We start from the raw sequence: 3,766 nt of genomic DNA, 5'->3' as shown, positions 1-3,766 counted from the left end.
TGTGTATAAGAGACAGTGCCCAAGTTGCCCAACAATTTTGATGGAATCTTTCATTGAGAGTTTAGAACCATCGGCGTGAATCCATCTTTTTAAAGGCTGTTCTAAAATTAAATCTTTAGTTTCTTTAGCTCCATAAACTTTTTTCATTCGCATAAAAATCTCCACATCAAACAACCATTTTGTAATAAATTTTTCTTTAAACGTATTTTCAATTACATCTTTAGTCATTATTTTGGCACCACATTGCGTATCTTTTATTTCCATTCCAAGTGTTTTTCGGATAATAAAATTGATGGTTTTACTGATTATGGCTCTGGCAGATTCTTTTTCAATATCAGCTCCCATTCTTGTAATTCTTGAACCAAAGACCATTTTGTATTTAGAATTAGATATTGTTTCGGCTAAATCATTAAAATCCGCAAAATCTGTTGATAAATCGGCATCTAAAAATCCTATATAATCAAACTGACTTTGTTTGGCAAGATGCAACATTCCTAACCTTACAGCTTCGGCTTTTCCGCCATTTTTTTCACAATCGTATACACTAATATAATCTTCTTTTCCTTTGACTAAATCTTGTAATACTTCGAGTGTTTTATCTTTACTACCGTCGTTTACAAAGCACAAATGATATCCTAAATTTTTATGAACAAAATCTCTAAATTCATCACTTAAAAGTCTTTTTTCCTCATTATAACAAGGAATTACAACTCCGATAATTTTATTTTGAATAAAGCGTTTTTTACCGTCAACATCTTTGTTTTCGGTGCTTACATTTTCAGTAGTTAATCCAATCAAGCGTCTTACTCTTGCTCCAATTTCACTTAAGCTTAGAGGTTTTTTCATGTAGTCATCGATCCCAAGATCAAAACCTTTAATAATAATTTCTTCGTCTGTATTTCCAGACAACACCATAACTGGAGTTTTATCTTTTCTTACTTGTTTAATATGTTTTACAACTTCAAGTCCAGAAGAAAATTCAGCACTTGAATTGTCTGCTGCTTCCATGTTTATATCAACTATAACTAGATTTGGTTGAGCACTATCGTATTTATTTATTGCATCAATAACATTATCAGCACTAATTACTTCATATCCTAAATCGGTCAATGCTTTTTCTAAAGACAACAACACCAATTGTTGATCATCAATTATTAATATTTTCATAGTTGTAGTTTTTATTTTTTAATAGATTTGAAACAGTTCATGTACATTGTAATTATCTTGTCCATCGAAAGAGCACTTGCTGCCTCAAAATTGGCTTTGGCAATTTCTTTGCGATACGCATCATTTGATAATATTTTATCGATTGCGGTTGCTAATGATTGCGCACTTTCGGGATTGAAAAATTCTCCTTTGTAACCTTCATCTTTTACTAATAAAGCCAAGTCGCCTAAATCGGGCATGATAACTGCTTTTCCATAACTTCCTGCTTGGTGCAAAACGCCAGAACTTCCTGTGGTTGATGTATAGGGAAAAACAACAATTGTACTGTCGGTAAAAATTCTTTCTACGTCGTTTTCTTCAACATATCCGGTGAATACAATTCCTTTTACATCTTTGTATTTTTTTTGAACTCCATCTAAATAACCTGGTGTATTTGGACTGTCGGTTCCTGCAATTACAACTTCCAACTCATCTGAATTGGTTTTTCTAACAATTTCTATGGCTTCAATTAGAATTTCGACTTTTTTATAGGTGCCAAATTTTCCAAATGCCATTATTTGTTTTGGTCCAGATTTAAGTTCAAAATTGGGTTCTTTTACGGTTTCAAAAGTTCCATGTGGAATTAAAATTACATTTTTTGTTTTATATTTTGCATTTAAAATATCGACATATTTATGAATTGTTACGGCTACTTTATTCGCTTTCAAAAGGCATCTTGTAATGTTTGTACCTATAAAATTATAAATAGCTTGCATAATTTTACTTTCTGTAAAACCTGCTTTTTCTAAATCTACTTGCTCTAAAATGTTGTGCAATAAAACAACTGTTTTAAATCCGAATAGTCTTAAAAACATTGGCAATAATAAACCCAATGCAGAAGGAATTTTCTTGTCTCCAAATTTCACAAATTGCAAATTGAATAAAATTACATCTGGTTTTTCTTGTCTGGCAGCTTTAATTATAGAGAAAAAGGTGGTATAACTATTAAATTCCCAACACTCTTTGACCTTGATTTTTTCTTTTTGATCAAAATCTAATTGTTTGGGTTCATTAGTTTTATCTGACATCAATATTAATTCAGAAACTTCATCATTCTGTACAAAGTTTTTTACCAAATGATAACCGTATTCATTTAGTGTTACTTTACTAGGCGGAAATGCTGTTACGACTGCTACTTTCATTGTTTTATAGGTTAATTGGGGATACTTTTGACTTTTATGTTTCTGTTTATTAAGAAATAACTCAATTGGAATGCTAACAATACAATCATTGCTATAATTTGCATAACTACAACTTGCTCTAACGATTTATGAAATAATACTATCAATATTATTTGAGCTAAACCTAAAATAGCCGATATTATTACTGGAACATATTTATTGATAGATAAAAAATAGTAAGCAAAGATGTTTGCTACAGCAAAAATTGAAGTTGCCAAAGCATATTTCCACAGTAAAAATGCGATGGGTAAATATTTTTCGCCAAACATAATTTTTACCACTAATTCTGGAAACAAAAAAGCACCCAATACAATTACTGTTGATAATAAAACTATATAAAAAACATATTTTAGAAGTATTGGCAAAGTATCGGCGCCGTCTTTTTTTAATTGAATCACTTTAGGTAAAAGCAACATTACAAACATCCAAGCTACAAAATAAACCACTCTACCAATAAGTGCTAATGATGCATATAAACCCGCTTGTTCGTTATCGAAATAATGTTTTACAAGTAAAATATCACTATTGTTTATAATGATTTGTGTGAGTTCGTAAAAGGCTGTTAATGCAAAAAAGGTGATGATTGGTTTTGTATCTAGTTGCTCATTTTTATGGACATTGTCTTTATTAAGAATTGACTTTTGAAAAGGAATTAATCCAAAAATAAAAGATATCAATATGCCAAAAGCAATTACTAATGATGATTGAATTGATGGAAAAAGTAAAATAATTGCAATTGTTAGAATCAATCTGCAAAGCATCTCAAAATAATACGTTTTGGATAAATCTTTTAAATTATTTTTACCTTGATATAATCCACGATTGATGCTCATTACAAAATACAGTGGTAATCCTAGACCAAAAATAACAAACATTGATGCCGTTTTTGTATGGAAAATTTGTTGCAATTGTTGGTTGAAAATAACTACTAAAAACCCAAACAACAGCCCAAATGCGAGTGCATTTTTAAATATAAATTTTAAAAACTGATTTAGAATTCCGCCTTCAAATAATACTGCATATTTTGCCGTAACTACTTGAAAAGTCATTCCTACAAAAGATAAAACAAGAAGTAAAGTTATCAGTATTGCAGCATCTGCAAATTGTGCTGGACCAAGAATCCTTCCCAATAACAAGTTGTACAAATAATTACCTGCATTTACAAACAGAATGGTAATCATAAAAAACTGTTCTGGACCAATTTTTTTGTAGGTTTCTTTTAAGTTCATTATTTAGCTTAAAGTTTATTTTATATACAACTTATCTTAAGTAATCATGATTCAATTGACATTTTAGGGGTTATGTTTCAAATATAGAAAAAAAATACAATCCTATCCAAAGAAAATAAGTTTAAAAAAAACATTTTTTTTAAAAAAAAA

The 3,766-nt window shown here is 29.8% G+C and carries 3 protein-coding genes; all 3 read right to left on the bottom strand.

Going from position 1 to position 3,766, the window contains the following annotated elements; all coding sequences use genetic code 11:
* Positions 1 to 1,167 (bottom strand): response regulator (locus DIU01_RS13840; protein WP_290835426.1); only part of this gene is annotated, 1,167 nt, incomplete at its 3' end.
* Positions 1,168 to 1,178: 11 nt separating this feature from the next.
* Positions 1,179 to 2,348, bottom strand: a complete 1,170-nt coding sequence (locus DIU01_RS13835; protein ID WP_290835424.1) for a glycosyltransferase — start codon at positions 2,346 to 2,348, stop codon at positions 1,179 to 1,181.
* 11 nt (positions 2,349 to 2,359) lie between these two features.
* Positions 2,360 to 3,616, bottom strand: coding sequence for an oligosaccharide flippase family protein (locus DIU01_RS13830; RefSeq protein WP_290835422.1), 1,257 nt, complete (start codon positions 3,614 to 3,616; stop codon positions 2,360 to 2,362).
* Between the last annotated feature and the right edge of the window lie 150 nt (positions 3,617 to 3,766).

It is taken from the genome of Flavobacterium sp. (assembly GCF_003525665.1).
GTDB lineage: Bacteria > Bacteroidota > Bacteroidia > Flavobacteriales > Flavobacteriaceae > Flavobacterium.
This window is presented reverse-complemented; position numbering and strand designations above follow the sequence as displayed.